Source organism: Methanoregula sp. (genome assembly GCF_049686655.1).
In the GTDB taxonomy this organism is placed as follows: domain Archaea; phylum Halobacteriota; class Methanomicrobia; order Methanomicrobiales; family Methanospirillaceae; genus Methanoregula.
Map to the genome: position 1 here is coordinate 1 of NZ_JBAVIG010000076.1, position 23,790 is coordinate 23,790.

Here is a 23,790-nt window from a genome sequence, read left to right on the forward strand (position 1 = left end):
GGGGGGGTTCGTTTCCGGGGGTGATCAGGCTTCTGCAGATGCACCGGAAAGACGTTTGAACGTGACTTCAAGCACCCCGTTCTTTATCGAAGCATGCATTGACGATGCATCTACCGGGGGGAGTACCGCTGCAGTATGGTAGTGGTGGCCGGCATCGCCGGCATCGATGACGAGCTGGTCGCCCTGGAGATCGAGCCTGAGGGATTCGTCGGTCACCCCGGGCAGTTCCGCAATCACTTTCACCTCATCGCCGATACGGTGAACCTCGGTCACCGGCTCGCTGCCATCGCGGGGCCGGGAGGCACCTGTTTTGGCCATATCCGGGGCATCTCCCCCACGCTCAACGACAACCCGGTACCCGGAGGCACCGGTACCGTTCGTGAACTCCCGGTCCATCCGGGTGAAGAGCCGGGCGAACATCTCGTCCATCTCTTCGAACATATCCATGGGATCTTCAAACATTGATATCACCTCAAATACCAGGTTTTTTCCTTCCCGGTCACTCTTTGTCCAGTTTCTTTTCCAGGGATTCGGTCAGTGTCCTGATCCCGGCAAAGTCCTTCTTCCGTGCAAAGGTCATCCTGCGGAGTTCTGCGATCGCCTTTTCATCGGCCTTCTTATGCACTGCGCCGGCACGGGTGACTGCCATCAATGCCTTCTCAAGGACGGTGCGCTGTTCCGGGTTGTACAGCATCTCCCAGGCCTGCCGTTCGGACTTCTCGATCGCATCCGGGTCAAGTGAGCCCCTGACCTTGAGCAGGGCCGCGTCAAAGTGTGCCTTTGTCAGCATCACGTTCTTGATCGCGTCCTTGCGCTCCTGTTCGTTCCTGTCACCCATCTGGACGATGAAGTCACGCATCGCCGCCATCTTTGCCTCGCGGACGAGGGCCTCGATATCGGCACCGACATACCCGTCAGTCTGCTTCACCAGGGCATCGACATCGACATCCTTTGCAAGGATGTTACCGGTCTCCCCCCCGAGGTAGACCTCGAGGATCTTCTTCCGGCTTTCCTCGTCCGGTGCAGGAACATAGATGTGCCGTTCCAGCCTGCCCGGCCGGAGCAGCGCATCGTCCAGCATGTCCGGTCGGTTGGTTGCCGCCAGGACAGTCACGTTCCTGAGTTCTTCCATGCCGTCGAGTTCCGTAAGGATCTGGGAGACAACACTCTCGGTCACGTGCGATGATCCCTGGTAGGATCCCCGCTTGGGCACCATGGCATCGATCTCATCGAAGAAGATGATCGACGGGGATGCCTGCCGTGCCTTGCGGAAGATCTCCCGCACCCCTTTCTCGGATTCGCCCACCCATTTCGAGAGCAGCTCGGGGCCTTTCACCGCAATGAAGTTGCACTCGCTCTCATTGGCCACTGCCTTTGCGAGCAGGGTCTTGCCCGTACCGGGCGGACCGAACATCAGTATACCCTTGGGGGGCTTGGTCTGGAGCCGCTCGAAGACATCCGGGAACCTGAGGGGCCATTCAACGGCCTCCCGAAGTTCCTGCTTCACGTCTTCGAGGCCCCCCACCTGCTGCCAGGTGATGTCGGGGACCTCGACCAGCACTTCGCGCATGGCGGAGGGCTCCACATGCTTGCGCGCCTCGGCGAAGTCTTCGTCCGTGACTTTGAGGCGGTCGAGCACTTCGTTTGGGATATCCTCGTCGATCTTGATCTGCGGGATCACCTTGCGGAGCGCATGCATTGCCGCCTCCTTGACGAGCAGGGCAATGTCTGCGCCGACAAAACCGTGGGTGCTGTTGGCATATTGCTCGATCCTGACATCGTCTGCGAGCGGAACGCCGCGGGTATGTACCTGGAAGATCTCCATGCGGCCTTTCTTGTCCGGGATACCGATCTCGATCTCCCGGTCGAACCTCCCTCCGCGCCGGAGGGCCGGGTCGATCGAGTCCGGCAGGTTGGTGGCTGCTATTACGATGACCTGCCCCCGACCCTTCAGGCCGTCCATGAGGGCCAGCATCTGGGCTACCACCCGACGCTCGACCTCTCCCTGGACTTCGGCACGCTTCGGTGCAATCGCATCGATCTCATCGATGAAGATGATAGCCGGCGCGTTCTGCTCCGCCTCCTCGAACTTCTCCCGGAGGCCCTTCTCGCTCTCGCCGTAGTACTTGCTCATGATCTCCGGGCCGGAGAGGGTGATGAAATGGGCGTCCACTTCGTTTGCCACGGCCTTTGCGATCAGGGTCTTGCCGGTGCCGGGAGGACCATAGAGCAGCACACCCTTGGGCGGCTGGATCCCGAGACGTTCGAAGATCTCCGGGTGACGGAGCGGGAGCTCGATCATCTCACGTACGAGTTGCAGCTCGCGCCCGAGCCCGCCGATATCCTCGTAGTGTATGTCGGAAAGTTCCTTCTTGCCTTCCTCCGGCTTGTACGGTTCTTCCTTGAGTTCGATCTCGGTATCGTCAGTGACTATGGCAATTCCCTTGGGGACCACTTTGGCAATGACCAGCGTGATCGAGTTGCCGATCACATCAACGCGGACGGTCTGTCCCTCGATCACCGACCGGCCGCGCAAAACCCGTGAAAGATACTGTTCGCCCCCGACAAGACGTATCGGCTGCGTGGGCTGGATCACCACCCTCTTTGCGTACGCGGCCTCGGACTTCCGGATCCGGACCTTCTCGTCAATACCGGTCCCGGCATTTCCCCGCACATTGCCGTCAATGCGGAGGATGGCAGCGCCGGTATCCTGTGCGAAGCCCGGCCAGACGATGGCAGCGGCCTTCTTCTTGCCCTGGATCTCGATAACATCGCCGGAGACCAGGCCAAGTTTCTTCATCACCTCGATGCTGACCCGGGCGATACCCCGGCCTGCATCGTCGTGCGCTGCTTCTTTTACGGTTACTTCGGAATAATCATTATCTGTCATCATAAAACACCTCGTAGGTTGAAGGTTTACCATTAGTTAGTGTGGTATTGTATTTAAACCTTGCTTAATTTGGTTCTGTTAACTTGGCATGGGATGGATGATTTTCTTCTTCAGAGAAACGCCACCACCCCTCAACAAGTTAACAGAACCTCATCTGCTATTGCGGAAGTCCGTCTGTCGCGGCAAAACCCCGTTTACATTTCTGGCGTGCGATGAACGGTCTGGAAGGAATCCCAAGCAAATTTTTCTGGTACCTGCCGGCATTCCCGGAAGCAGATAACGAACAGGTTGCGGGCTTCGAACATTTTTTCCCCAGAAATCCCAGGAAAATTTTGTTGCAGGCCCCGGTATGCAAAAATAACCCGGGCTGACCGAGCCCGTAGGGCACGGATTCCGGAAAGACCGGATTAAATAACAACTGTTATCGTCCCTTACTTTAATAGATCTATCAACCAAGTTGACGTAAGCAGATCGGGAAGGGTAACCCTTGGTTTTGTCGGCTTGCCGGTCTCTGTCGACCTACGGGAAAAACAATAATCGCCTCAGGTCCCCGCGGACACACCGGTGTTTCCTGCGACTTCTGTCCTCAACGAACGGATGCACTGGTCCGAGCGGATGATGACATAATGAGGAGCCTGATTATCCGGCGGAGTAAAATGGATCCTGCGCAGGACAGATGGAATTTGCATGACAGATTCGGAAAGTATACCGGATAATTCCCATTACGATAATATCACGGCCTGTTCCGCAGCTAAACCCGCTGACGGAGTCACCCGCATACTGGAAGTGCTCAAGGATAATCCCCGCGGTGTCAACATCCGTGAGATTGCCGAAGCAACTAAGCTCAACCGCATGTCCGTTGCAAAGTACCTTGAAGTGCTCACAGCACTGGAGATCACCGAAGTCAGGAATCTCGGGAATGCCAAGCTCTACTATCTCTCCCAGCGCCTCCCGGTTACAACATTCCGGCAACTCACCTCAAAACCGTTCTTCGTACTGAACCGGGATGCCGTGGTCTTACAGGTAAATGATGCCCTGTATTCCCAGTACATCGGACTTCCGCGCGAAGAGATCATTGGCGTCCCGATCTTCCGACATATAAAAAACCGGATGGTAGATCCCGGTGCATGGGTGAAGGCTTTTGAAAAGGCCCTGGCCGGGCAGGAGATCACGCTTGAAGTCGGGGACCAGTTCAATGGCACGATAACGTGGTACAATGTCACCATGAGGCCGATCAGGTTCCCCGACGGTTCCCCGGGCGTTATCGTCACCGGCGACGATAATATCACCGAGACAAAACGGATCGGGACTGAACTCAGGGAGAGCGAGGAGAAATTCTGCAGCCTGGTTGAAAACATAAACGACATTATCTTCTCCGTCGACATGGCCGGCATCCTTACCTATATCAGCCCGCAGGCAGCAAGATACGGGTATTCCCCCGCCGATCTCATTGGTAAACATTTCGACCAGATTATCTCTCCGGAGGATATCGGGCTGATCTTCTCGCATTTCATGAACATCAGGGAATCCGGGCTCTATCTCCATGGGGTTCTGTTCCGGGCGCCCGCCGCTGATGGCAGGATCCTCTGGCTGGAGGGGAATGGTATGATCCAGCAGGACACATCCGGTACCTATACTAGCATCAACGGTGTCCTACGGGACGTAACCGACCGGGTGCTTGCCGAGCGGGCACTTACCGAATTCCGCAGCCGGTACGATGCGCTGGCCGACACGTTTTCCGGTATCGTCGCAATCAACCCGGAGAACCACCGGATAGAATACATGAGTGAACGGTTCATCCGGCACCGGGGCCGCGATGCCACGGGTGAATACTGCCACAAGGCATTCTACAACCTCGACACGGTCTGCCCGTGGTGCATTGCCGGCAGGGTGGCGGCGGGGGAGCGGATCGTCCAGTACCTGAAGAGCCGGAGAGAGGGGCAGTTATATCAGAAGGTGAATACCCCGGTCACTCATGGCGATGGATCGGTCTCGGTCACCATCACCATCAACGAGATTGACCCTGCTGCGCAGGATGCTGGTATCCTGCCTGCACCCTGAATACCTGGCTGAACCATCCGTACTGTCCGGATTGAATGTATGGCCGGTATTTTTTTCCGGAATCATAAAAAGATCAAAAGTTCTCTCATCTTTCACTTTTGTCTGTTGGAGTAATCATGAAATTTCCCCGCGATTTTTGGATCGGGACCAGCAACGACCCCCGCTATCACCGATAATCACTATTGATTATCACTAGCAGAACGCGATTTGATTAAATCGGATTTTTTACAGAGATATAGTTACTTCGGAAAAATACCCGGATCCGTCATCAGGGCCGGGAAATACGGGTAATTTTTTAGAAACGGGAGATGAATTGTGGAACCTGCGATCGTGAAACGATATAGAATGATCTTTTTTCTGGCACTGATCTTTGCGCTGGTGCTGGTGGCGCCTGCATGTGCAGCAACGGTGACGACGATCAGTAACGCCTCCGCTACTGCGCTTACCGCTGCTGTCAGTTCAGCCGGTGACGGCGACACGATCATCCTCCAGCCTGGCACCTACTTCGAGCACGACATCAGCATCACGGGAAAGAGCCTTACTATCCGGGCCGCGGACGGCCACGGTCCCGCGGATACTATCATCGACGCGCAATTGTCCGGCAGGATCTTTTCCGTCACGGATAGCTCCGCACTTACCGTCGCCAACCTGACGCTCCGGAACGGGAAGGCTCTGGACGGGGCGGCCGGTGCAGATGGCAGTCCTGGTACTGCCGGCAGCGACGGGAATAATGGCGGCGCCATCTTGTCGGCCGGGCCGGTTTCCATCGTTTCATCCGTCATCTCCACCTGCTCTGCCGGGACGGGTGGCAACGGTGGCAACACCGCGAGCAATAACAACGGCGGTGCTGGCGGCAACGGCGGCAGCGGCGGTGCGATCTTTACGACCGGCGCGGTTACCGTGACCAGCAGCACCATTACCGGATGCTCGGCGGGCAACGGCGGCACGGGCGGCAGTGTGGTAAACACGATTCAGTCTAACTTCGCTGGCGGTTCTGGCGGCACCGGGGGCTATGGCGGTGCAATTTATGCGACCGGCACAGTCAACGTGACCGGCAGCACCATTACCGGATGCCGGGCAGGCAACGGTGGCACCGGTGGCAACTCAATGGGCGGCAGTCAACCTCCTGCCGGTACTGGCGGCACCGGGGGCTATGGCGGTGCAATTCATTCGGCCGGCGCACTCACGGTCACCGGCAGCACGATCACCGGCTGCTCGGCGGGCAACGGCGGCTACAGCGGCAACTGGGGCGTTTCCGGCAGCTACCATGGGAATGGCGGCAACGGCGGCGCGATCTCTGCGTCTGCGACCAGCACGGTAACGGTCACCGGCAGCACGATCACCGGCTGCTCGGCCGGCAACGGCGGCAGCAACGTCAACGGTGGCGGCGGTGGTGCAATTTATTCGACCGGCGCGATCACGGTCACCAGCAATACCATCACCGGATGCCAGGCAGGTGCTGACCCCGGCGGCAATAGGCCCCTGGGCGGGGCGGTCTATGCCAGTGGTTCCCTTAATTTCAACCGGCTGGTGAATGACAATACGGCGCCGGGAGTGGCGGTCTCCAGTACCGGCAGTCTTGATGCCAGGAATAACTGGTGGGGATCGAACAATAATCCCTCGGCCCTCGTCGGTCCCGGTGTTACGTGTGACCCGTGGCTGGTCCTTGGCATCTCCGCATCCCCGACCCTCATCAACCCGGGGACGACTTCCACGATCCAGGCCAACCTGACGTATTCCATGACCGGCACCGGGACCAGCACGAAGACGGCTGGGACGCAGTATGTCCCCGATCTCATCCCGGTCACCTTCTCCACTAGTACCGGCACCCTCACTTCCCTGTCCGGTTCCACCTCTTCTGGTGCGGTAACAACCATCTTTTCATCATCCTCGGAAGGGGATGGGACGATCACGGCCACCGTGGATTCCCAGAGCGTGAGCTCCGTAGTTGCTGTCTGGACAACAATTGCCTCCGGGTTTACCGGGTCGCTCACCAGCGGGACTGCACCGCTGACCGTGCAGTTCACCGACACATCCACAGGATCACCTACCGGTTGGTACTGGTACTTCGGTTCATTCAATGCAACTGATAACGGGTTCTCCACCAGCAGGAATCCGTCTCATACGTACGATACTGCCGGCACGTACACTGTCTCCCTGAAGGTGAACAAATCGCCGGATTACTCCGATACCCTCACAAGGACTGGGTACATTATCGTCACTTCTCCTGGCACTATCCCGATAACCGCCGACTTCACGGGCGATCCCCCGCTCTCCGGCAATGCCCCGCTGACTGTCCAGTTCCACGACGCCTCCACGGGTCTCCCGAAGACCTGGCTGTGGTCGTTTGGCGACGGCCAGACTTCCACCGCCCGGAACCCGTCCAATACCTATGCAACGGCCGGGGCATACACGGTAACCCTTACCGCAACGAATGACTCGGTCACCGATACAAAATCCGTGCCGGGCTTCGTGACCGTGACTTCACCCACAACGCCGGTCGTCGCCAACTTCGCAAATGCCACCCCGCGGACCGGCTCTCCCCCGCTGACCGTGCAGTTCACCGACACATCAGCCGGGTTACCCGTTGCATGGCTCTGGTCATTCGGCGACGGAGTCACGTCAACGGACCAGAACCCGGCACATACCTATGCCGGGACCGGGACCTATACGGTCTCCCTTACCGCTGTCAACGGAACGCATACCAATACGCTGACGCAGCCGGGATATGTTACGGTCTCTCTGGTACCGGTAACGACAAGCCCCACGATCGCACCGACCGGATCATCCGGCGGCTCCGGTACCATTACGGGTAGTTCTCCCGGCAGCGACGATGGCGATCCCACCAGCCTCAGGACCTCTGCTACCACGCTCAGTAAGAACACAGATATTTACCTCAAGGTCAGCTCGGATTATCTGAGCCGGCACCAGGTCGAGCCAGCCGATATCGTCATCATGAGTTACGCAAGCCAGGGATGGCAGGAACTGCCCACGAAGTTCGTGTACTCCTCCGGCAACGACTTCTACTTCACAGCTAATGCGGACACGTACTCCCTGCTTGCCATCGGGAACACGAAAGACGGCGTGAACGGGCTGCCATCATTCTCTACGGCTATGGTTTCTGTGGCCCCGTCCCAGGTCGAGACCGGCACGTCCCCGGATGTGGAGGTCCCGGCAGTGTCCCGGTCGGATACCGGCTCGCAGGTACGTGACGCCGGGCCTGTAGTAGTCCGACAAACCACTACTCCTCCCGAGCCTGCAGTACCGGACACCGGCTTCCCGCTCGCGACCGTTGGTTTGATTGGTGCCGGGTGTGTTGTGCTCGCGGGCAGCGGGTTCATTGTCCGGCGCTGGTGGATCCGCCGGCAGAACCCGGCGCTGTTCCGGGAGTACGATTAATACGGGGAGAAAACACTCACCCTCACTTTTTTTGCGCTGCGTATGATGTTCGGTACCGAACGTATGTGACAGAGTTTTCGATAGCATCAAAAGGATTCTTTGATGATTTCTACAGAGCCGAAAATCGAATGACGAGCGAAAAATATTGTTATAGGGATTCGAATCCAAATTAAATTGTTTTTTTGAATTATCAACAGTCAGTTGTTTGTTATCAAAAAAAATGCTTGAATTTTATGAAGGATATTAAACGAAAGAATTTAATAAAACAATCTTTAATGTAAAATTTAATAAAATGTACCCAGTTCTAATAAAATTAATCCAATTTCTAAAAAAGATATTGAAATTGCCTATTTTGATTGTTCTTCTTATCGCCTCTGGCTTATTGTTAGTAATATCAGCAGACATTTTAAAAATCCAAAATGAAATTTTCTTTGTTACATTACTGTTTATCCCCTTCATTTTTTATCTCATTCTCTCTGGAAAGCTCCAAGAATTGACAACACCTGGAGGATTAAATTTAAGATTTATTGCGTCGGCAAAATCAGCTATTTCAGATTCAAGTATTATTAAAATTCAATCGATTCAAAGTTTGGAGAAAGATGATCCAATCGAATTAAGGATGTTTATCAAAAAAACCGATCCGTTTAAACCAGTAATTCTCAAAATTACCCTTCAAGATCCATCTTATCATTATGATATTTTTGCTTTGTAGAAATCCTAATCTAAAAGAGATGTACAGACGACCGAAAGATCAAAGGTACAGCGTCTCCTTCCTTTGATGTGTCGTCAAATAGAAAGGAGACAATAAAGAAATCAGCGAGCCGGAATATCAGGTTTATCCACGCGGCCATTTCAGTCGTAAAGTCGACTCATCTCAAGCCATATTCCTGTAAATTTTCAAAGAAGATCTACACCCAACACCAGCTGCTTGTCCTGATTTTGTTCAAAGATTTCCGGAACCAGCACTACCGGGAATTCATCGAAGACATCGGAGATATGGTGGGTGTTCAAGAGATCCTTGATCTATCAGTAATCCCCCATTTCACAACGCTCCAAAAATTTCTCTCGCGGATAAAGTCTCTTTATCTCCGGTTGACCTTTAGAAAGACGGTGGACCTGTTCTATTCCAACGATGAGAATATTCGCATAACCGCTATCGATTCTTCCGGTTTTACAAGTGGGTACTGCAGCCACTATTTTTCAGAACGAACCGGTAAAATCCGAAAACACTTCCTGAAAACTTCGATATCCGTTGATACCGATCAACAGGTAATCACCGGATTTGTTGCTTCAAACAGCCGGGTCCACGATACCCGGCATGCAGTAAAATTACTCCGACAATGTCACAAAATCCGAAAGTCCGATTGTTACGTCATGGATAAAGGATACGACTCTGAAGCAATTCATCGATTGATCCGGGAAGACCTTCATGCCAATTCTGTTATTCCGATCCGCTCCTGGAATAATGAGATCATCGGCGGTAAATACCGTCAGGAAATGGCTTGTCAGTTCAATGACAGGGTCTATCCAAGACGACAACTTGTGGAAAACAAATTCTCCGTCCTGAAAAGAAAGTTCTGCGGCGATCTCAAAGCTCGAAGATTTCTGATTCAGACGAAAGAAATCGCTAACAAAATGATTGTCTGCAACATTCACAGTTTCTTACTAGTTCTCATAATTGTGGTTTTCTACAGAGCAATTCTTTAAGTAAATTTAATTCGCCGTTCGGAGAGACATTGCGGAGAAAAATATTCAAAGTCTATATCGTGAATCTACGCTTGTCATTCGGAATTTTTATTGTTCTTTTTTTCTTAGTCGCTACGATAATTCAGTTTAAAGAACCGGGTCCAATTCCAACTGAAGATCTTCAGTGTATCATTTTGTCTGCAATCGTGATTTGCCCCGCCTATCTCTTGTCGTTACGATTATTAGCAAATCCGGTTAGAATTGTTCCACAGTGGATGGGCCGACTACATTTTTTAAATTGGGTTATTCCACCGCTTCCTTATTTAGCAAGACCTAATGAGGATAATCAAACAATCAAAACAATTAAAGAAAGATTTGTATCTTTCCATTTCTCGATTATTGCTTCAGTGCTATTCACTTTAGTGTTTCTTTACGCGTATCTTGCTGCAAAATATGGGAGTGAAATTTTCTCAATGGTCTTCAATAATTTTATTTCCCCTTTTCTCGATTTAGGGTATATTTTGATCATTAAATCTTTTTTTGTTTTTTTAATAGTTTTATTCTTTACTACTGGGTTTGGTGAACAGTTTTTAAGAAAATATGAGGTTATCGACGTGAACTATACTTTGATTCAGGACTCTTTTTTTGATAAAATATTAGATTTCTTTTCAAAAAGAAATTAAGGCTCTCGCAACTTATGACGATAAATTCTGTTGTTCTCGGACAAATATTTTCTATCGATTAATTTCCTGAAAAAATTACGAACCGTTAGTTATAACCCTTGATTATGGAAAGAGAATATTATGAAATCCATCTCTCCACTATGGAAAGGATTTGAAAATATTAAATCCCTAAATCCTCAATTTGTGGGAAAAAATTTCGATGTACTTTGCCTTCCTGAAAATATTGACACTACAAATTCGGCGGAAAAACTTAGAGAGACCATAGAATCAATTGAGTTATACAAAACTTTTAAAAGTCACGGAATTGTTGCTTTGGCTTTGCATGATTTTGATGTAAAGGTTACCATTTTACGAAAGGAGATGTGATGAAGTCTATTTGGGTATTTTATTGATCAAAGACGTCGCTCTCCCTCTAGTCTTGGGAGTTCTGAGCACTTGGATTGCGGATAAATTGTTAAATTCTACGATTCATTTGGATTTAAAAATTCAGAAACCCGAAAAACTAATTACCATAATTTATCATGGCGACGGAGAAACCCTTAAGCAGATTATAACCACAATATCACTTTCCGATAATGAAGAGCGATGAAAATCCAGCCGAGACATTCCTATCAGGGACTCTTCAGTGTCTGGATCATGTTCAAACCCAAGAGTACGCAAGGGCGTCGAGCGTTGCAAAAACAAATAAAAAACTATGTAAAATTATTAGCCAATCCGATGAAAATGCAGATTCACAAATAAAAAAAACCGCGTTGTTTTTTGGAATATCCTTTAATGCATTTGAGGAATTATCAGAATTACTCACAATCGTATCCTGTCGAGATTGGATATTCAGTTTAAGAGATGTGGAATGGGTTTGGTTTTTACTTCAAAATTGTAATGAACGTTTTGAGAGCGTTTTATCAGCATCAATTTTTCCGGATAACGCATCAAAATTTATAAAAAAATCGATTCGCGATATAGAATATCAAATAGGAAAAAAATATGGGAACGGATTTTACCTAAGTCCTGAGGTCATTATAGAAAATAGCGTTTGTAGCATATGCAGTCAAGAACCTAGATCGTGCTCTCATATTCAAAATCATGTTTATGATGGGAAAATTTGCCGAATTATACCGACTAAAATCAATCCTGGTAGTTGCATAATCGTTACATCAAATCCAAAGGACAAGCGATGTAGAATCTGGAATATTCGAGAAAATTCTAAAGACTACGACTATAAGTATACGGCAAAAAGTGTGCCATTTTTAGTTTCATTCCGAATCGATGATTTTCTTGATAGTGATTCTAATTCGTGTTTATGTTGTGACTTCAGCTTTAACGACAAGCTTGAAGAATTACAAAAGATTAAAGGCTTGTCCGTTATTATGAACACTCATATAAAAAAATTCGAACACCGACCTGCACTTAACATACCTCGTCTTTTCAATAACAAAACGCAGATAGTCTGAATAGAATCTGGGTATCTTCACCACATTTTATGGGTTTTTAGGTTTGATAATTCAGAACAAACTTAAAAGATATGCAATTAGAAACAACATTTTTAACCATGCTAATCACTAGCACACACAATTATATACCCCGGGCTCCATACAATTGAGTATGCAGGAAGAGTGCCACAGCATTCGTGAGGGTTTTTTTGCCCGTGAATGTCTTTATCTCCGCTAGCCAGGCACCCGTCCGGAGCATGAACCTCGTTTCTGAGCAGCCGAAAGTTACTACCGCAGGTTTTAGCTTCTCTGGCATTTTTGCATTTTATTACCGGTTTTATTACTGGTTTGAGTAAGCCCTCTGGTTCGCTTCAAAAGATTGCGAAGTCAGGGGGAGGAGTTGTTGTTTACCATGAGAGGAAAGGAAATTCGTCTGGAAAGGATCATGAACCGGAATACAAAGAAGACGATCATCGTGCCGATGGACCACGGGGTCTCGGACGGGCCGATCCCGGGCCTGATCGATATCGGGCAGTCCGTCAACCTCGTCGCTGATGGCGGTGCGAACGCGGTGATCGGGCACGTGGGGCTTGCGCTCCACGGCCACAGGCAGGGTGGCCGGGACATCGGGCTCATCCTGCACCTGTCGGCCTCCACAAAGCTTGCGCCGGACCCGAACGAGAAGGTGCTCGTCAACTCGGTGACGAATGCGCTGAAGATGGGGGCCGATGCGGTCTCAATGCACGTGAACATCGGGGCCGAGTCGGAGGCAACGATGCTCCAGGACCTCGGGGCGGTTGCGGTGGAGTGCATGGAATGGGGCATGCCGCTCCTCGCGATGATGTACCCGCGGGGCAAGAACATCAAGTCCAACAACGATCTCGAGCAGGTCAAGCTCGCGGCCCGTGTCGCTGCCGAGCTCGGGGCGGACATCGTCAAGACGGTCTACACCGGCGACCCGGAGTCGTTCCGCGAGGTGACCCGGGGCTGCCCGGTGCCGGTCGTGGTGGCCGGAGGTTCAAAGACGGATGACCGCACAACGTTAGAATTGATTGAAGGCGCGATGGCGGGCGGGGCGGCCGGTATCTCGATCGGGCGCAACGCCTTCCAGCACCGGCACCCGGACAAGTTCGTCCGGGCAGCGGCCTGTATCGTGCACGGGAACAAGAGCGTGGAAGAGGCACTCAAAATCCTTGAGGCGGGATCATGATCGGGAAGGACATTCGGATCGAACGGATAATGGACAGGAACACGGGCAGGGCGGTCATCGTGCCGATGGACCATGGCTTCTCGATGGGGCAGATCGAAGGGCTGCTGGACATGACGCAGGTGATCTCGGACGTCTCCAACGGGGGCGCAAACGCGATCGTCCTCCACAAGGGCATGGTCAAGCGCGGGCACCGGAAGCACGGCCGGGACATCGGCCTCATCATCCACCTCTCGGGCTCCACCTCGCTCAACCCGGACCCGAACGACAAGGTCCAGGTCTGCACGGTCGAGGAGGCGATCGCGCTCGGGGCCGACGCGGTCTCGATCCATATCAACCTCGGGGCCCCGAACGAGTCCAAGATGCTGGAGATCGGGGCGAACGTAGCCCGGGACTGCACCCGCTGGGGCATGCCGCTCCTCACGATGATCTACCCGAGGGGGCAGGGCATAGACCCGTACTCCCCGCAGTCGGTAGGCCACGCGGTCCGGGTGGCAGAAGAGCTCGGCGCCGACCTCATCAAGACCAACTACTGCAACGACGCCGAGGCGTTCAAGAAGATCGTGAAGGCCTGCTCGGTACCGGTCTTCATAGCCGGGGGCGAGAAGTGCGCAGACCTCGAATCCCTCCAGATCATCCGGGACTCGGTCAATGCCGGGGGGGCCGGCGTCTGCGTCGGTCGGAACGCATTCCAGCGCAAGGACACGAAGGCGTTCGTCCAGGCACTCTGCAGCGTGGTGCACCACAACGTGGACCCGGCAAAGGCGCTGGAGCAGCACAAATGAAACAGTTCTGGGTGGACATCCGCCCATGGAACAAGGAGATTGCCACAACTGCCATCGAGAGCGGTGCGGATGCGCTGGTCGTTGACAAGGCAGAAGACGTGAAGCGGCTCGGCAGGATCACGACCGTTGCGCCGGACGGGGACATCAAACCCGGGACCGATGTGACGGAGTGTACCATCACCGACAAGGCGAGCGAGAACAAAGCCGCAGAGCTCGGGAAGCACAAACCCGTAATAGTTACCACAAGCGACTGGACCGTAATCCCGCTCGAAAATCTCGTCGCACAGTCCGACCACATCATCGCGAGAGTCAAAAACGTGGACGAGGCCGCGATGGCGATCCATATCCTGGAGAAGGGCGTGTACGGTATTCTCCTCTCGACCACGGACCCCGCTGTCGTGAAGGACGTGGCAAAGCTCCTCAAGAGCACCACGGGAAAGGTCGGCCTCGTCCCGTTCACGGTTACGAAGATCCAGCCCGTGGGCATGGGTGACCGGGTCTGCGTGGACACCTGCTCGATCCTCTCGGACGGCGAGGGCATGCTGATGGGGAACACCTCCTCCGCTATGCTCCTCGTCCATGCCGAGACGCTCGAGAACCCGTACGTGGCCCCGCGCCCGTTCCGGGTGAATGCCGGCGCGGTCCATGCGTACATTCTCCTCCCGGACGGGAAGACCGCATACCTCGCGGACCTGGCAACCGGCGGGCAGGTGCTCGTTGCGGACGGGAAGGGCACCGCACACTCCGCGATCGTCGGCAGGGTCAAGATCGAGCGCAGGCCCCTGCTCCTCGTCGAGGCAGCAGCGGGGAAAGAAAAGGTGAGCCTGATCCTCCAGAACGCCGAGACAATTCGCCTCGTGGGAAAAGACGGCAGGGCGATCTCGGTCGTGACCCTGAAGACCGGTGATGAGATCCTCGGCAGCATCCTCGAAGGCGGCCGGCACTTCGGCATGGCCGTCAAAGAGACGATCCGCGAGAAATGACCGCAAAGACCATGAAGACAGGCATCATCGGCGGCACCGGGAAGATGGGCCGGCTCTTTGCCCGGGTCTTTGAGAAGGCCGGGTACGAAGTCCTGGTCTCGGGACGGAAGACCGCCATCACCGCTGCCGACATAGCAAAGCAGTGCGATATCGTCATCGTATCCGTCCCGATCCGGGAGACTGTCAGGGTGATCGGTGAGATCACCCCGCTCCTGGAACCCGGCCAGCTCCTCTGCGACTTCACCTCGCTCAAGGTGCGGCCCGTAGAGGCGATGCTGGGATCAAAGGCGGACGTGATCGGCCTCCACCCGATGTTCGGGCCCACGGTGAAGTCCATAAAGAACCAGACGATCATCGTCTGCCCGGCCCGGGCAAAAGAGGCCCGCGTGGCACAGCTCGTCGATATATTCGAGGCGCAGGGCGCGGTCTGCACGATTGCAACCCCGGAGGAGCACGACCGGACAGTCGCCGTGGTGCAGGGGCTCACCCACTTCGTCACGCTCTGCGTGGCAGACACGGTGCGCAGGCTCGGCGTGGATCTCCGCAGGACGGAGAAATTCGAGAGCCCGGTTTACCAGATCGAGCTCTCGCTCGTGGGCCGGCTCCTCTCGCAGGACCCTGCGCTCTATGCCGACATCCTCCAGCAGAACCCGTACATGCCGGAAGTCCTTGCCGCCTGCCGGAGTTCTGCTGCGGACCTCTCCGCGATCGTAGATGCGAAGGACCCGGAGCAGTTCCGGAAATTCTTCGAGCGGAACAGCCGGCACCTCGGCTCATACTGCGAAGAGGGTCAGAAGACGACCGATGCCCTGATCGAGTGCATGGTGAACCGATGAAGCGCAGGGCAGAGAAACGTGCAGCCCTGCGGGCACCGGGGCGCCTGATCACGCTCGGGCCGGAGGGTACCTTCTCCCACGAGATGGCATTGAAGCTTAATGCCGTGCCACCGGAAGAGATCGTCCTCCTCCCGACCATCCACGGCATCATGGCCGCAGTGGCCCGGGGCGACGGGGACGGCATAGTCCCGATGGAGAATTCAGAGGCCGGCAGCGTTGGCGAGACCCTCGACGGCCTTGCCCGGCACCCGCTCTTCATCACAGCCGAGATGTACATGCCCATCCACCACAACCTCGCCTCGCTCGTGCCGCTGGAGAGGATCCGCGTGATCTACGCGCATCCCCAGACCCACGAGCAGTGCAGCGATGCAATCGAAAAGTGGGGCGTGCCGGTCATCCACACGAGCAGCAATGCGTCGAGTGCGCTCGAGGCCCGGAAGACCCCGAACGCGGGGGCCCTCATCCCGGTCATCGCGGCAGGGCTCTACCACATGCCGGTGCTGGTCCGGAATACCGAGAACAATGCCTCGAATACCACCCGGTTCGTCCGGATCTCCCACGCTCCCCTGCAGGAGAAGAAGCCGGAGAAATGCAGCATCCTCATCGATCCGGACCAGGACCGGTCCGGCCTGCTCCACGACCTGCTCGAAGCCTTTGCCCGCCGGAATATCAACCTGACCCGGATCGAGTCCCGGCCCTCCAAGCGGAAGATCGGCGAGTACGTCTTCTTCCTCGACACCGCATGGTCGGAGAAGACCGCCGATGCCATCATCGAACTGAAGACCATCACCGGCGTCAAGGAACTCGGCTGCTACCGGAAGATCGGGGTGGAACCATGATCGTTACCCCGGGAAAAATATCGGGCATTGATCTCACGTTCACCGCTCCCCCGTCCAAGAGCTATACCCACCGGGCACTCATCGCCGGTGCCCTTGCCGGGGGGAAGACCACCATCTTCCGCCCCCTGGAGGCCGAGGATACCCGGCTGACCGCCGGTGCCCTCCGGTCTCTCGGGGTAGCAGTGGAGGACCAGCCGGGAAGGATCATTGTCACCGGCTGCAACGGGGCGCTGCCGAATCGCAGGCCGACGACCCTCAACCTCGACAACTCCGGTACCAGCCTCCGGCTCCTGACAACCCTCGCCCTGCTCTGTCAGTACCCGGTAACCCTGACCGGCAGCGCCCGGATGCAGGAGCGTCCCATCGGGCCCCTCGCCAGGGCTCTCCCTGCCCTTGGCGGAACCGTGGAGTTCCTGCAGGAGGACGGTTACCCGCCGCTCCGCGTGAGCGGGAAACTGCTCGGAGGCCCGGTGGTGATCGACGGCTCCATGAGCAGCCAGTTCATCTCATCGATCCTGATGGCAGCGCCGTACGCACAGAAGGAAGTCGAGGTCATCATCCCGGCACCACCGGCATCGGCCTCGTACCTCGACATCACCCTCAGCGTGATGGAAGCGTTCGGGGCAAAGGTTGAGCGGACCGGGTACGGGCGGTTCGTTGTCAGCACCGCTGACCGCTACCAGGGCAGGCGGTACACCGTGGAGGGCGACTACTCCTCCGCCTCGTACTTCTTTGCCATCGCCGCGATCTGCGGCGGCCGGGTAACCGTGAAGAACCTTGCCCCGGACTCGGTGCAGGGCGACCGGAGGTTCCTCGAGGCCATCTCGGCAATGGGCTGCACGGTAATGTACGGGAAGAACACCGTAACGGTGGAAAATTCCGGAGAACTGAAGGGGATCGAATTCGACATGGCCACCTCGCCCGACACCGTCCAGACGCTCTGCATGGTGGCCTCGATGGCCCGGACCCCGACAACCATCACGGGCATCAGTCATTTAAAGTTCAAGGAGAGCGACCGTATCAATGGCACAGCGGATCGCCTCCGGGCGCTGGGCGGGGACGTTACGGTCGGCGACGACCGGATCACGGTTCGGCCCGCACCGCTGCACGGCGGCACTATCGACCCGGCCAACGACCACCGCACGGCCATGAGTTTTGCCGTGCTCAGCCTTGGCATCGGGGGGGTCACCATCACGGACCCGGCCTGCGTGAACAAGTCGTTCCCGGGGTTCTGGGAGAGTCTCAAAGGGATTATACCATGAAGAGAATCGTACTGACCGGCTTCCGCGGTACCGGGAAGACAGAGATCGGCCGGATCCTTGCAGCACAGCATCGCGTGGTCTTCCTGGACACCGATTCCCTGATCGAGCAGCAGACCGGCCGCTCCATCCCGGACATCTTCCACGAGGACGGGGAGGAGCGGTTCCGGACTATCGAGCGGGACGTGATCGCAGGCCTCCCCCCGGCAGACGCGGTGATCAGCACCGGCGGGGGAGCCGTTGTTGACCCGGTCAACATGGCGCACCTGCGCAGGGACAGCACGGTAGTCCTCCTGACCACCGACCTCGATGCGATCGAACAGCGTATCGCCCGGTCCCCCCGGCCGCCGCTCACGAACCTTCCCCTCCGGGAGGAGATCGCCGAGATGCTGGACAGGAGGAGGCAGAACTATCGCGCCTCCGCAGACCTCTGCGTAGACACGAGCGGGACCACGCCGGCTACGGCCGCTGTCATCATCAACGACCGCATCGACAAGGGGGTCCCGACCCCCTCAGCACGGAAGGAGGGGGTCGCCTTCTTCCGGGGCGGGCGCCTTGCGGCCCCGGCCCTGCGCAGGCTCGAAGAGGTCCTCGCCAGCCCGCCGTCAGATCCCCTCACCCGCCTCCTCGGCGTCGCGGGGTATCCTGCCCTCCACAGCCGGGGGCCCCGGCTCTTCAATGCCCTCTTTGCGGAGTACGGCATAAACTGCCACTACACCTTCTTCGAGGACCCGGTGATCGGGCGGATCATGGACCTGGCCCGGTCGCTCGATGTGAAGGGGCTCTCTGTCACTATCCCGTTCAAGCAGGACGTGATGGCACTCGTCGATGAGGTGGACGAGGCGGCACGGAATATCGGCGCAGTCAACACGGTCGTCTTTGCCTGCGGCTCGGCTACCGGGTACAACACGGACTGGCTCGGCGTCAGGAAGCCGCTCGTTTCCCTGAAGGGATCGAAGGCCGTGCTCCTCGGGGCCGGGGGTGTCGCCTCCGCGGCTGCCTTTGCGCTCGTGGACCTCGACATGGATGTGACGATCCTGAACCGGACGCCGGAGAAGGCAAAAGAGCTGGCAGCCCGGACGGGCTGTCGCTGGGCCGCGTGGGACACCTTCGACCAGATCCACCCGGACCTTGTCGTGAATGCGACACCGCTCGGTATGGAGCCGGACACCCGGAGCCCCCTCCGCGAGGAGCAGGTCTATCCCGACCTGACGGTGTTCGATCTGGTCTATACCCCGCCGGTCACGCCCCTCATCGAGATGGCGCTGGGGAGGGGCTGCCGGACCATCCAGGGGACCGAGATGTTCATCGAACAGGCAAAAGAGCAGTTCTGGCTCTTCTTCGGGATCGATGTCCCGTCAGAGACCATCAGGAAGTATCTCTCATGAACACATTTGGCACGAATTTCCGCATCACCACATTCGGCGAGAGCCACGGGCAGGCAGTTGGCGTTGTCATTGACGGATGCCCGGCCGGCCTTGCACTCGCTGAAGGCGACATCCAGCCCCTGCTCGACCGCCGGCGGCCGGGCACCTCTGCCCTTGTCTCCCCGCGCAACGAAGCAGATCAGGTTGAGATCCTCTCCGGGGTCTTCGAAGGGATTACCACCGGCACGCCCATCGCGCTGCTGGTAAGAAACGAGGACCACCATTCCACGGACTACGTGGAACTCCGTACCCTCTTCCGCCCGGGCCACGCGGATTTCACGTACCAGCAGAAGTACGGGCACCGCGACTACCGGGGCGGGGGCAGGAGTTCCGGCCGCGAGACGCTCGGGCGCGTAGCTGCCGGTGCTGTCGCAATGAAATTCCTTGCAGGGATGGGTATCACCATTGCCGGAGGAATCGTCTCGGTGCATGGGAAGACCGGGACGGCCGCAATCGAAGCCGAGATCCTTGCCGCGAAAAACGCCGGCGACTCGGTGGGCGGCATCGTCGAGATCACGGCGCGGGGCTGCCCTGCCGGGCTTGGCGACCCGGTCTTTGGCAAGCTGGACGCACAGATTGCCGGTGCCATGATGGGCATCGGAGCGGTAAAGGGTGTTGAGATCGGCGACGGATTTGAGGTCGCCGGCAGGTTCGGGAGCGGGAACAACGACCCGATACGGAAGAACGGGTTTGCCAGCAACCATGCCGGCGGCATCCTGGGCGGCATCTCATCAGGGCAGGAGATCGTTGTCCGCATCGCCGTCAAACCCACACCGTCAATTGCACAGGCACAAAAAACCGTCGATATTTACGGCAACGACGCGGAAATATCGGTGAAGGGACGGCACGACCCCTGCATCATTCCCCGAATCCTCCCGGTGGCGGAGTCGATGCTCGCGCTGGTACTGATCGACTGCTGGCTGGAGCAGGCGAAGTACCGCACATAGCGCGGGCTCACCCTTCCACTCCCCGGTTACCCGTTTTGATGCAGTGGAATAACCGCCGAAAAAGAGTGGAAATTGCCGGCGGGTTACATAGCGGAATACACTACCTCGTCGATCACCTTGTAACCGGTACCGGCAGAATAGACATATACCACGCACCGGTCGCCTCCGCGGGTCCCGGTGGCTACGATTTCATCGCCGGGAACAGGTTTCTGGCCATCGCTCATCACATATTCCTGGTATACATTCCCGGAGCTGTAGACCCGCATGACGATCTTCTGGGTGAAGACATCGCCCGGGCCGCCCTGGTACAGCAGGTGGAGTTCCGAGGTAGGCCGGTCTTTGGTCAGGTCCAGGTTCACCTGTTGTGCGGACGGGAGGAACCGGACGGGCCCGTTGTCCTGCATGGCATCAGTACCAGCCAGCGTGGCAGTCACCGTGACGGCAGGGGTTGCAGTGGTCGCCGGTGCAGCCGCCCGGGTTGCCGCGGGCGCCGGGCCCGGGGCGGACGTACATCCCGAAGCGAATATGCAGATGACGATAACCAGGACAAAAACCGGGATAATCGTGTATTTCATGCCAGATGATTTACTGTGTATTCCTATTTGGGGTTGTCGAACCCCGAATGGGTGAGATACGGGGTTCTGTTAACTTGTTGAGGGGTGGTGGCGTTTCTCTGAAGAAGAAAATCATCCATCCCATGCCAAGTTAACAGAACCCTAAAACAAAAAATCAATTATAATTCACCCTCTCATCGTTACATCGGAAGTTGGTTGGGTACCTCGTAGAGGATCTCGTTAGATAATAACCGGTTTTATAAAATATTGATGGCACCTGATCCGCCGCGGGACACCCTTCGGGGCGGCGGCCGTTCATCGTAATGTTGAGAAATTTAACCTTCACGATCTTCCCGGCGTATCGTCGGCCTCGCAAATCTCCCGGTGCCGTGCCCCACGCGATCACCGGTCCAGGCCACAGCCCCGGCGCCGGCGGGGATGCGGTGTCGGCCGGGCGCCGGAAATGGTGATGCGATTCTCTCCCCCCCCCCCTTACGGGGGTCGCTCAGCCACAGTCGAAGTTTCACTTCTCCAACCTGTCCTCGCTGATGCGACGACAGGTTCTCGTCGGGGCCTCGCTGGGCAGATTACCGGTACCGATATCTTTCCGGTAATTGATCCGCCGTGTATCAGAAAAAATTACAATTCTTCAAAAGCACGAAGATACTCCTCGCGGGAAATTTTTACCTGCGTGCAAATGATGCGGAGTGTCGATCCTTTGATCCGCTCGTGATTCGGCATGGTCAGCGGAGTTTTGGTTCCGTCCGGATTCTCCTGTAGCATTGAGATATGATTCCCGACCCGGACAATGTGGAACCCGAGATTTTCAAACGTTCGTATTACCCGGGGCTGGGGAACGTCCTGGGGAAATTTCATTTATACGGAAACCTCGGCAACGAAGGTCTCGATAAGATCGCCGGTATCGTATGCGTCCTCGCCAAATGATTCGATATGGAACTGTATTGCGGATTTCACATCGGCGAGTGCCTCTTCGTACGTATTTCCCTCTCCGATTACTACGCCTTTCATGCCGAGCGGGTACGCGATATAGCCGTCCGGATGTTTTTCAACAATGATTTTCAGAAATTTTGGCATAGGTGATCACCCCACTTAGGGTAATATTGTACACGTACTATCCTTTCTCATGAGATTAATCTTCTCGCAATGGTGGGGGGTCCCCCAACCCACTTTCATCGCATCCCGGGGATTCCCCCCGCAATCCTCCCCCCGCCTCTCGGCCCCGCAAATCTCCCGGCCCCGTGCCCCACACGATCACCGGCCCAGGCCACAGCCCCGGCGCCGGCGGGGATGCGGTGTCGGCCGGGATGCGGTGAGCCGGACCATTTCGTTGGCGCCAACAAATTGGTATGGATCTCCCAAAACGTGACACAGTGTACGATGTTGTGAAAAAAAAAGATATTCGAATTCACGGAGCAGGAACTTTCTTCCGCTTATCCATGATGCTTTTGATAATTTTATCCGGGTCTTTCGTCCAGTCACCACTCCCGGTCTCGTAGATCTGGAGGCACCGGATTGCATCGTCCGGGCTCATAATAACTCCAGAAATTTTTCGACCGTGAGATCCGCATCCTTGACGATGATCCGCAATGTCCCCCGGGCAATTTCCGGGTGGTTCGGAACTGTCAGAGGCCTCATCACCGGATGCCGGAGATGAACATGGCTTCCCTTCTGGTCATTGATGGAATACCCCAGCTTGCCGAGCGCTTTTATGACATCCTTACCGGAAAGGATGGGAAGTTTATCGGTCATATATCGACAGCAACAAAAGATTCTTTGGTACCCGGGCGGTGATAAAGAGGAATGCCATCGCGGGCGAGAGCGGAGAGGTGCAGCTCAATGGCTTCGGCAATATTTTTCTTTGCCTCCTCCTCGGTCTTTCCCTGGGAGACACAGCCAGGAAGTGCCGGAACGGTGACGATGAACCAGCCATCCTCGTCTTTTTCAATCGTAATCTTGAAGTCCATATCTGCCCCCTGATTTGTATACAGATATTATATTCCGGTATTTAAGAGGGTTTATGATCTTTATCATCACCCCGATCCCACCCAGCGATCTTCACTTCGTATCGTCGGCCTCTCCAATCTCCCGGTGCCGTGCCCCATGCGATCACCGGCCCAGGCCACAGCCCCGGCACCGGCGGGGATACGGTGTCGCCCCGGCGTTTTTAGTTTTTTTGTTCGGCGCCTTTAAGGATACCCTCGAGATCTTCGTGCAGCCGACGAAGTCTGGCGGGGGTCATTCCCGCTGGCCGGGATAATCCGCCACCGACTATATCCTGATCCAGGTAGTTTACTCCCCATATACCGAGAACCAGCAAAACCGGGATCAGTTTTTCGCCGGACTCCGTAAGTGAATATTCTACCTTCGCGGGAACCACCGGGTAGACCATCCTTGTGATAATCCCATCGTGTTCCATCTCGCGGAGCTGCTTTACCAGCATCCTCTCGCTGATTGCCGGCATCTTATGGGAGATCTCGCTATATCGCTGTGTCCCGTCCTTTAATGCAATAACGATCAACAGTTTCCACTTCCCGCCGATCACATTGAGTGCGGCCTCGATCCATCGCCAGAAATCCGTGTTCTTCGCCATTGTAGTCACTCTCTATTTTGTTAGCACTGGCTAAAATTGTTAGTATCCGCTATAAATTGGTATACGCGGTATTTTTGTAGCAGGGAAAATGGCCGCAAGGTGGTCCACCGGTTTTATGAAGAAGAAGGCGTGAGAAATATTCGAAAAAAGAATCTTGGGAACATCAAAAGGAAGGCTATGAGAATATTCGAAG

24 protein-coding genes are annotated in these 23,790 nt (G+C 55.5%); 15 read left to right on the top strand and 9 right to left on the bottom strand.

What is annotated here, in order from left to right; all coding sequences use genetic code 11:
- Positions 1-24: 24 nt before the first annotated feature.
- Positions 25-462, bottom strand: a complete 438-nt coding sequence (locus WBL42_RS10905; RefSeq protein WP_424721305.1) for an Hsp20/alpha crystallin family protein — start codon at positions 460-462, stop codon at positions 25-27.
- 37 nt (positions 463-499) lie between these two features.
- Positions 500-2,890, bottom strand: coding sequence for a CDC48 family AAA ATPase (locus WBL42_RS10910; RefSeq protein ID WP_424721335.1), 2,391 nt, complete (start codon positions 2,888-2,890; stop codon positions 500-502).
- 687 nt (positions 2,891-3,577) lie between these two features.
- On the opposite strand from WBL42_RS10910, the gene WBL42_RS10915 reads away from it, so the two are divergent.
- From WBL42_RS10915 to aroC, 15 genes are all read left to right on the top strand, one after another.
- The gene (locus tag WBL42_RS10915) at positions 3,578-4,951 is read left to right on the top strand and encodes a PAS domain S-box protein (RefSeq protein ID WP_424721306.1); all 1,374 of its coding nucleotides are present in this window, start codon (positions 3,578-3,580) and stop codon (positions 4,949-4,951) included.
- 315 nt (positions 4,952-5,266) lie between these two features.
- Complete coding sequence (locus tag WBL42_RS10920; RefSeq protein ID WP_424721307.1) at positions 5,267-8,350, top strand: PKD domain-containing protein; 3,084 nt, start codon at positions 5,267-5,269, stop codon at positions 8,348-8,350.
- Between the two features lie 343 nt (positions 8,351-8,693).
- Positions 8,694-9,062 carry a hypothetical protein gene (locus WBL42_RS10925; RefSeq protein WP_424721308.1) on the top strand — a complete coding sequence of 123 codons (369 nt, stop codon included), beginning with the start codon at positions 8,694-8,696 and terminating at the stop codon, positions 9,060-9,062.
- Positions 9,063-9,130: 68 nt separating this feature from the next.
- Positions 9,131-10,057, top strand: a complete 927-nt coding sequence (locus tag WBL42_RS10930) for an IS5 family transposase (RefSeq protein ID WP_424721309.1) — start codon at positions 9,131-9,133, stop codon at positions 10,055-10,057.
- A gap of 71 nt (positions 10,058-10,128) precedes the next feature.
- Positions 10,129-10,719: a hypothetical protein gene (locus tag WBL42_RS10935; protein WP_424721310.1), complete on the top strand. Its 591-nt coding sequence runs from the start codon at positions 10,129-10,131 to the stop codon at positions 10,717-10,719.
- Between the two features lie 120 nt (positions 10,720-10,839).
- Entirely contained in the window at positions 10,840-11,085 is a 246-nt protein-coding gene (locus WBL42_RS10940) for a hypothetical protein (RefSeq protein WP_424721311.1), read from the top strand.
- A gap of 209 nt (positions 11,086-11,294) precedes the next feature.
- Positions 11,295-12,170, top strand: coding sequence for a hypothetical protein (locus WBL42_RS10945; RefSeq protein ID WP_424721312.1), 876 nt, complete (start codon positions 11,295-11,297; stop codon positions 12,168-12,170).
- Positions 12,171-12,561: 391 nt separating this feature from the next.
- A complete protein-coding gene (locus WBL42_RS10950; RefSeq protein WP_424721313.1) occupies positions 12,562-13,359 on the top strand; it encodes a 2-amino-3,7-dideoxy-D-threo-hept-6-ulosonate synthase in 798 nt (265 codons plus the stop codon).
- Positions 13,356-14,141 carry a 2-amino-3,7-dideoxy-D-threo-hept-6-ulosonate synthase gene (locus WBL42_RS10955; protein WP_424721314.1) on the top strand — a complete coding sequence of 262 codons (786 nt, stop codon included), beginning with the start codon at positions 13,356-13,358 and terminating at the stop codon, positions 14,139-14,141. The genes WBL42_RS10950 and WBL42_RS10955 overlap by 4 nt, the downstream gene beginning before the upstream one ends.
- Positions 14,138-15,124 (top strand): 3-dehydroquinate synthase II, encoded by a 987-nt coding sequence (locus WBL42_RS10960; protein ID WP_424721315.1) that lies wholly within the window; start codon positions 14,138-14,140, stop codon positions 15,122-15,124. Before WBL42_RS10955 ends, WBL42_RS10960 begins: the two co-directional genes overlap by 4 nt.
- On the top strand, positions 15,121-15,960 hold the full coding sequence (locus WBL42_RS10965; protein WP_424721316.1) for a prephenate dehydrogenase/arogenate dehydrogenase family protein: 840 nt from the start codon (positions 15,121-15,123) through the stop codon (positions 15,958-15,960). The genes WBL42_RS10960 and WBL42_RS10965 overlap by 4 nt, the downstream gene beginning before the upstream one ends.
- Complete coding sequence (locus WBL42_RS10970; RefSeq protein ID WP_424721317.1) at positions 15,957-16,799, top strand: prephenate dehydratase; 843 nt, start codon at positions 15,957-15,959, stop codon at positions 16,797-16,799. Before WBL42_RS10965 ends, WBL42_RS10970 begins: the two co-directional genes overlap by 4 nt.
- Entirely contained in the window at positions 16,796-18,061 is a 1,266-nt protein-coding gene (gene aroA / locus WBL42_RS10975) for a 3-phosphoshikimate 1-carboxyvinyltransferase (protein WP_424721318.1), read from the top strand. The genes WBL42_RS10970 and aroA overlap by 4 nt, the downstream gene beginning before the upstream one ends.
- A complete protein-coding gene (aroE, locus tag WBL42_RS10980; RefSeq protein WP_424721319.1) occupies positions 18,058-19,446 on the top strand; it encodes a shikimate dehydrogenase in 1,389 nt (462 codons plus the stop codon). Before aroA ends, aroE begins: the two co-directional genes overlap by 4 nt.
- Positions 19,443-20,432, top strand: a complete 990-nt coding sequence (gene aroC / locus WBL42_RS10985) for a chorismate synthase (RefSeq protein WP_424721320.1) — start codon at positions 19,443-19,445, stop codon at positions 20,430-20,432. Before aroE ends, aroC begins: the two co-directional genes overlap by 4 nt.
- Before the next feature lie 83 nt (positions 20,433-20,515).
- Here aroC and WBL42_RS10990 read toward each other — a convergent pair whose 3' ends face one another.
- The 7 genes from WBL42_RS10990 to WBL42_RS11020 all read right to left on the bottom strand — a co-directional run bounded on the left by WBL42_RS10990 (position 20,516) and on the right by WBL42_RS11020 (position 23,597).
- Positions 20,516-21,007 carry a hypothetical protein gene (locus tag WBL42_RS10990; RefSeq protein ID WP_424721321.1) on the bottom strand — a complete coding sequence of 164 codons (492 nt, stop codon included), beginning with the start codon at positions 21,005-21,007 and terminating at the stop codon, positions 20,516-20,518.
- Between the two features lie 618 nt (positions 21,008-21,625).
- Positions 21,626-21,862 carry a type II toxin-antitoxin system HicA family toxin gene (locus WBL42_RS10995; protein ID WP_424721322.1) on the bottom strand — a complete coding sequence of 79 codons (237 nt, stop codon included), beginning with the start codon at positions 21,860-21,862 and terminating at the stop codon, positions 21,626-21,628.
- Positions 21,863-22,081 carry a type II toxin-antitoxin system HicB family antitoxin gene (locus WBL42_RS11000; protein ID WP_424721323.1) on the bottom strand — a complete coding sequence of 73 codons (219 nt, stop codon included), beginning with the start codon at positions 22,079-22,081 and terminating at the stop codon, positions 21,863-21,865.
- A gap of 331 nt (positions 22,082-22,412) precedes the next feature.
- A complete protein-coding gene (locus WBL42_RS11005) occupies positions 22,413-22,538 on the bottom strand; it encodes a hypothetical protein (protein WP_424721324.1) in 126 nt (41 codons plus the stop codon).
- The gene (locus WBL42_RS11010; RefSeq protein ID WP_424721325.1) at positions 22,535-22,756 is read right to left on the bottom strand and encodes a type II toxin-antitoxin system HicA family toxin; all 222 of its coding nucleotides are present in this window, start codon (positions 22,754-22,756) and stop codon (positions 22,535-22,537) included. The genes WBL42_RS11005 and WBL42_RS11010 overlap by 4 nt, the downstream gene beginning before the upstream one ends.
- Positions 22,753-22,971: a type II toxin-antitoxin system HicB family antitoxin gene (locus WBL42_RS11015; RefSeq protein ID WP_424721326.1), complete on the bottom strand. Its 219-nt coding sequence runs from the start codon at positions 22,969-22,971 to the stop codon at positions 22,753-22,755. Before WBL42_RS11015 ends, WBL42_RS11010 begins: the two co-directional genes overlap by 4 nt.
- 200 nt (positions 22,972-23,171) lie before the next feature.
- Complete coding sequence (locus WBL42_RS11020) at positions 23,172-23,597, bottom strand: winged helix-turn-helix transcriptional regulator (protein ID WP_424721327.1); 426 nt, start codon at positions 23,595-23,597, stop codon at positions 23,172-23,174.
- Positions 23,598-23,790: the final 193 nt, after the last annotated feature.

Coding starts and splice junctions, on each gene's coding strand:
- aroE (WP_424721319.1), top strand. CDS start 18,058: ATGAAGAGAATCGTACTGACCGGCTTCCGCGGTACCGGGAAGACAGAG.
- WBL42_RS10915 (WP_424721306.1), top strand. CDS start 3,578: ATGACAGATTCGGAAAGTATACCGGATAATTCCCATTACGATAATATC.
- aroC (WP_424721320.1), top strand. CDS start 19,443: ATGAACACATTTGGCACGAATTTCCGCATCACCACATTCGGCGAGAGC.
- WBL42_RS11015 (WP_424721326.1), bottom strand. CDS start 22,971: ATGGACTTCAAGATTACGATTGAAAAAGACGAGGATGGCTGGTTCATC.
- WBL42_RS10995 (WP_424721322.1), bottom strand. CDS start 21,862: ATGAAATTTCCCCAGGACGTTCCCCAGCCCCGGGTAATACGAACGTTT.
- WBL42_RS10945 (WP_424721312.1), top strand. CDS start 11,295: ATGAAGAGCGATGAAAATCCAGCCGAGACATTCCTATCAGGGACTCTT.
- aroA (WP_424721318.1), top strand. CDS start 16,796: ATGATCGTTACCCCGGGAAAAATATCGGGCATTGATCTCACGTTCACC.
- WBL42_RS10970 (WP_424721317.1), top strand. CDS start 15,957: ATGAAGCGCAGGGCAGAGAAACGTGCAGCCCTGCGGGCACCGGGGCGC.
- WBL42_RS11000 (WP_424721323.1), bottom strand. CDS start 22,081: ATGCCAAAATTTCTGAAAATCATTGTTGAAAAACATCCGGACGGCTAT.
- WBL42_RS11005 (WP_424721324.1), bottom strand. CDS start 22,538: ATGAGCCCGGACGATGCAATCCGGTGCCTCCAGATCTACGAGACCGGG.
- WBL42_RS10940 (WP_424721311.1), top strand. CDS start 10,840: ATGAAATCCATCTCTCCACTATGGAAAGGATTTGAAAATATTAAATCC.
- WBL42_RS10950 (WP_424721313.1), top strand. CDS start 12,562: ATGAGAGGAAAGGAAATTCGTCTGGAAAGGATCATGAACCGGAATACA.
- WBL42_RS11010 (WP_424721325.1), bottom strand. CDS start 22,756: ATGACCGATAAACTTCCCATCCTTTCCGGTAAGGATGTCATAAAAGCG.
- WBL42_RS10965 (WP_424721316.1), top strand. CDS start 15,121: ATGACCGCAAAGACCATGAAGACAGGCATCATCGGCGGCACCGGGAAG.
- WBL42_RS10990 (WP_424721321.1), bottom strand. CDS start 21,007: ATGAAATACACGATTATCCCGGTTTTTGTCCTGGTTATCGTCATCTGC.
- WBL42_RS11020 (WP_424721327.1), bottom strand. CDS start 23,597: ATGGCGAAGAACACGGATTTCTGGCGATGGATCGAGGCCGCACTCAAT.
- WBL42_RS10960 (WP_424721315.1), top strand. CDS start 14,138: ATGAAACAGTTCTGGGTGGACATCCGCCCATGGAACAAGGAGATTGCC.
- WBL42_RS10955 (WP_424721314.1), top strand. CDS start 13,356: ATGATCGGGAAGGACATTCGGATCGAACGGATAATGGACAGGAACACG.
- WBL42_RS10910 (WP_424721335.1), bottom strand. CDS start 2,890: ATGACAGATAATGATTATTCCGAAGTAACCGTAAAAGAAGCAGCGCAC.
- WBL42_RS10905 (WP_424721305.1), bottom strand. CDS start 462: ATGTTTGAAGATCCCATGGATATGTTCGAAGAGATGGACGAGATGTTC.